Source organism: Protofrankia symbiont of Coriaria myrtifolia (genome assembly GCF_900634755.1).
Classification (GTDB): Bacteria; Actinomycetota; Actinomycetes; order Frankiales; family Frankiaceae; genus Protofrankia; species Protofrankia coriariae.
Genome location: NZ_CAAAFS010000183.1, coordinates 1 through 4630, shown reverse-complemented (window position 1 = coordinate 4630; position 4630 = coordinate 1). Strand labels below are relative to the sequence as shown.

The following is a 4630-nucleotide window of genomic DNA, read 5'->3' as shown; positions in this document are numbered from 1 at the left end:
CTCCTTCCCTATGGACAGCGAACCTCAGGTTCGCTGTCCACGGAAGCGGGATCACTCCACGGCACGGTGCAGGTCAGGTGTCAGGTGTCAGCTGGTAGCGCGGCAGCAGCCCGAGCCCCGACGGCGAACAGAACCCGACTGCGCGGCACGCGAGCACCGTGCCGATCGCGTTGGTGTCAGTCGAGTGGGCGGTCGGTCAGGTCCGGCGGCGGTTCGACGCGCTCGACGCGGCCCGCGGCGGCGCTGTCACGCCGGCCGCGCCCCTGGAGATTCTCGAGCAGTTGCTGCCCCTCGACGCGAACCGGCGGGTCGAGTCCGAGGCATGGCTCGCGCTGGTCGGTAACGCGCACCTCGGAGCGGACCTGCGCGAGCAGCGGCGCGAGATCGACAGGCTGATCCGCCATGTCCGGGGTCGAGTAGGAAACATGCAGAAGAGTGCAGTTTGGTGTCACATGACTTGACACTCCGCCACTGTGCTGCCGCGGCGGTGATCGTCTGGACGCCTGTCGAATGACGGACGGGAGGCGGAATCGGTCGATTGCGCCCCCTCTCGCCGATCCAATGAAGCGAGCCGGGCATAGCGGTGCAAATCGGTGCACCGATCCAATCGGGTTCACTCCGCAATTGCGCCTCCCCATTTAGCCCCCTTATGGTCGCGATCGGGCGCCTCGCTGGACGAGCTAAGAGGGGTCAATACATGACGGACCGTCTGTATCTCGGCACTCCACCGACAAGCAGACCAATGCCCGTCAACTCCATGCTTTGGACAGTCTGTTCAAGTCCGGCGCACCCAGGTACGAGGACCCGGCCACGTCGTCCCGCGTCTACGCGATCAACCGATCCGGGTTCCGCCGGCTGCTCGACGAGGCGGCGGTCGGCGACACCATCCGCATCGCGGACGCCGCGCGGCTGTTCCGCTCGACCAAGGACGTCATCCAGATCCGGGAGGTCCTCCAGCGGCGCGGGATGCATCTGCGTATCGCGACCGGTGCATGGTCCGGCTTCGACCTGGCGGCCGACGACCCGCAGACCAAGCTGTTCGTCACGATGCTCGCCGGGGTCCTCGAGTTTCAGCGGGACATGATCAGCGAGAACACGAAGGAAGGTGTCGCCGCCGCCGAGGCTGCGGGAAAGACGCTGGGGCGCCCGGCCGCGCTCGACGAGGACAAGGCGGCCGACGTTGTCGACGCGTACGCCAAGGGCGCCGCGGTGAAGGTGCTCGCCCGGCAGTAAGATGTCGCGCCCAAGACCATCCGCAGGGTGCTCGACGCAGCCGGCGCCCGCGACGCCGTCGACGTCCTGGAGGAACTCGACGGCATGGCCACCGACGTCGAGGAGCAGGCGCCCGAGCCCGAGCAGCCGCACACCATCGACGTGCCCGGCCTGCTCGCCGAGCACCTCAAGGCCACCGAGGTCTCCGAGATCCCCGAAGCGCTGCGCGGTGGCAGGACCATTCGCCGCGGCCAGGGCTACTCGGTGCGCGTCACCGCCCCGCTCGCACTCCACCAGGCCACGCTGGGGCAGTGCGCCGCCCTCGCCGGCGACGGCTCGACCCTGGCCGGACGCAAGGCGTACCGCACGTATGCCGACCGGATCGCGGCGGCGATGGGGAAGGAGTGAAGGCGTCAGTTATCTGGGGTTCCTGAGCTGAATCGGCAGGTTCGCACCGTGGCAGTACGGCCTCGCCTTCGCCGCGCCCTCGATCGGCGGGCTGCTCGGTTCGCGGCTGGCCCGACCGCTCGTCACCCGGTTCGGGCAGCACCAGGTCCTGGTCGTGGTCGGGGCGCTGCGCGCGATCTGGCCCGTCGGCCTGGCCTTCCTGGGGCCGGGGACCGGAGGGCTGCTGCTGGTGATGGGCGTCGAGCTCGGGCTCATCTTCTGCTGCGGGGTCTTCAACCCCGTCTACGCCACCTACCGCCTCGAGCGCACCGCGACCGACCGGGTCGCCCGCACGCTGTCCGCCTGGGCGGTGACGAAAGGCCTCGACCGCGCTCCTGACGGCCGCCTGGGGCGTGCTGGGCGGCCTGCTCGGCCCGCGCACGGCCATCGGCCTGGCCGGCGTGCTCCTGCTGGCGACCCCGCTGCTGCCCCCCCCGGCGCGGCAGCGCTTCCCTCCGAGCCGGAGCCGGCACTGAGCCGCGCCTGACGGGCCGCCACGGCCGTCACCGCGATCGGGCTGCGCCGCCCCTCTTCGGAGCAGTTCACCCTTCCGCGTACAGCTCGGAGATGAGCGCGACGGCCTCCGCCGTGGCCAGTGGGGGTCGGGCCCGTAGCCTCCATACGGATCGACGGGCCCAAGGCGCCCGGGTCGCCGAGGGCCGCATCAACGGTGGCGGTGACGGCGGCGATGGTGGCCGGCTCGTTGCGGCTGGGCAGGATCGCGGCGGCGTTCATCCGGTCTCGTGCTCCTTGGTCAGCAGGTCGGCGGCCGTCTCAGGGCCGGGGGCGTGCAGGTAGTCGAACCGGCGGCCCGCAAGCGCGGCGATGAGGTGGCTGCGCCAGCGGGCCAGGGCGGGGGTGTCCGCGGCCACACCGGCCCGTACCGCACCCCGGCCACGCCGCCCACCGGGGTAGGCAGGCCGGAGATGTAGCGGCCCAACATCTCGTGCAGCCGCAGCCGCTCGTTCACCGACAGCGTGGCTTCGTTCACTTCAAGGGACAGCGTTTGTGTACGGGTTTCGGAATCAGTTGGTGATCAACAAGCTCGCGGATGTTCACGTGAAATGACGGCACTCCGGTGTCCGCGAACGGGAACGGCCCGCCGTCCGCGAGGGCAGCGGACCGTCGAGGCCGGGTTGCGGCAGGCCGACGGCCGCTGCAGGGCCACATCGACGTGCAGGGCAGTAAGAACATCACCCCGCACCTGTACACGGCAGCTCTCCTGACAGACGCCCCGGTCCTCTTGGCCGCAGCCCCGGACATCCTCGACACCGCCGTATGCGCGCGGATCCTGACCCACACCGGGGCCCAGGTAGGCTTGGCGAAGTGTGGTGGGGTGCGGACGATGTAGTGCGGGTGTTGGCACCGTCGGAGCAACGATTCGTGCGGCATGGCACTTACACCGGCCGTTCCGTGTCGGTCGAGGGCGCGCTCGATCCGTCGGCGCTGGGTGCTGCCTTCACGGCGTTGCAACGCGCCTATCCGGTAACGACCGCTCGCATCGGGGAGGACGCCGCGGGCCGCGGCTATCTGCTGCGGCCCGGGGATGTGGCGCCGGCCGGGATATGGGAGAGTCACGGCGACCCCGACGTCGTGCGGGTGCCGGCCGAGCCGATGAATCCGGCCACCCAGCTCGCCTACCTGGACCTCGTGCTGGGCGGTGCGGCCCGGTCGCGGGTCACGCTGTTCGTGCACCACAGCATCGCGGACGCGGGCCACGGTGTGGAACTGTTCTCGCGGCTGTGGGACTACTACACCGATCACGTCGACACCGGGACGATAACCGTTGTGCCGCACGATTATCCGCAGTCGCTGGAATGGTATGCGGCAGCCCGCGGCATCGTGCGGGACTCGGTATCCGGCTTCGAGGACATGATGCGGCCGCTGCCGTCCGAAGCGAAGACCCTTCCCTGCGACAACGGTGCCGTTGCCACAAGCGCGCTCGCCCGCCCCCGGCGAACGCGGCTGGATCAGAAGGCCACGGCGCGGATCATCCGACTGAGCCGCCACCAGGGCATCACCGTCAATGCGCTGGTCACCGCCGCGTTGCTGCGCGCATACGCCGCTGAATTTCCCGGGGCCGCAGGCGATCCAGTGCCGGTCGGTTGCCTGTATCCGGTGGACATGCGATCGCGACTGAGCCCGTCGATCGCGGCCGCCGCGGGCACCAACATGGCCGGACTCGCGGCCTTCACCGCCGACATCGACGTCTCTTCCGGAGTTGCCGAACTGGCGCAACGGATCTCGGCCCGACTGCGCCACGATCTGGCCGGGGGCATCGTGCAGCAGTCGGTACTGCATTTCCCGGACTTCTTCGGCACCACCAGGACTCATTCCCTGGCCAGCCATGTTGCGGTGACGAACCCCGGGATGATACCCGATTTCCGCACCCCCGCCCACCTCGGCCTGACCGATTACGAGATCGTGTACCTGTCCGCCCACCCCAGGCCGTCGGCGGGCGCCTCCGCCGCCGTCACCTTCCTGATGTACACCTTCGCCGGCCGCCTGACCATCGGCTTGCTGGGCGGCGGCACTGATGCGGACCGCCTCCTGATGGCGGCGCGAAAAGAGCCGATCGCGTTGTCCGCCGCATCAACCGGCGCCTACTCCCGCTCGGCGATGGCCTCTGCCGGTACTGCCGGGTGGTGACCGCCGAGAGCCGGGTTGACCTCGCCGGTATCGCCATGGTTGGCGACGACCCGTTGTAGATCGGCCGCGAGGCCGCCCCGCAGCTGCGGACCATCCCATAGGAGACGTCCGCGGCATGCTCATCGACCAGGCGGTGGAAGATCCGGGACACCGTGTGCCGCTGCTTTTGCGCGGCTGCGGCCAGGCCGAGTCCAGCGCCTTCCGCACCGTCCGCCACGTCACGCCGTACTTGTGCTCCAGCTCCCGCATCGACGTGCCGTCACGGTGGTCACGCCGGATCGCCGCGTACAGCTCAACCTTCGACATCGGCGGCATGACCAGT

At 69.7% G+C, this 4630-nt stretch carries 5 protein-coding genes and 2 pseudogenes; 6 read left to right on the top strand and 1 reads right to left on the bottom strand.

Annotated features, from left to right (window positions below; translation table 11 throughout):
* The first annotated feature begins 173 nt into the window (after positions 1-173).
* The 4 genes and pseudogenes from CM1CMNOD_RS10500 to CM1CMNOD_RS10485 form a co-directional block, all read left to right on the top strand.
* Entirely contained in the window at positions 174-461 is a 288-nt protein-coding gene (locus CM1CMNOD_RS10500) for a TetR family transcriptional regulator C-terminal domain-containing protein (protein WP_237702719.1), read from the top strand.
* 301 nt (positions 462-762) lie between these two features.
* Positions 763-1233: a recombinase family protein gene (locus CM1CMNOD_RS10495; protein WP_013873627.1), complete on the top strand. Its 471-nt coding sequence runs from the start codon at positions 763-765 to the stop codon at positions 1231-1233.
* 27 nt (positions 1234-1260) lie between these two features.
* Complete coding sequence (locus CM1CMNOD_RS10490; protein WP_013873626.1) at positions 1261-1620, top strand: hypothetical protein; 360 nt, start codon at positions 1261-1263, stop codon at positions 1618-1620.
* Between the two features lie 40 nt (positions 1621-1660).
* Positions 1661-2135, top strand: a pseudogene (locus tag CM1CMNOD_RS10485) (MFS transporter); the annotation flags it as partial.
* Between the two features lie 255 nt (positions 2136-2390).
* Here the strand turns inward: CM1CMNOD_RS10485 and CM1CMNOD_RS23975 are convergent.
* Positions 2391-2635, bottom strand: a pseudogene (locus CM1CMNOD_RS23975) (hypothetical protein); the annotation flags it as partial.
* Positions 2636-3009: 374 nt separating this feature from the next.
* On the opposite strand from CM1CMNOD_RS23975, the gene CM1CMNOD_RS10475 reads away from it, so the two are divergent.
* Both CM1CMNOD_RS10475 and CM1CMNOD_RS24410 read left to right on the top strand, forming a co-directional pair.
* Positions 3010-4308 carry a phthiocerol/phthiodiolone dimycocerosyl transferase family protein gene (locus CM1CMNOD_RS10475; RefSeq protein ID WP_043603486.1) on the top strand — a complete coding sequence of 433 codons (1299 nt, stop codon included), beginning with the start codon at positions 3010-3012 and terminating at the stop codon, positions 4306-4308.
* 115 nt (positions 4309-4423) lie between these two features.
* The coding region (locus tag CM1CMNOD_RS24410; protein ID WP_165490462.1) for a hypothetical protein at positions 4424-4630 on the top strand (207 nt) is incomplete at its 3' end.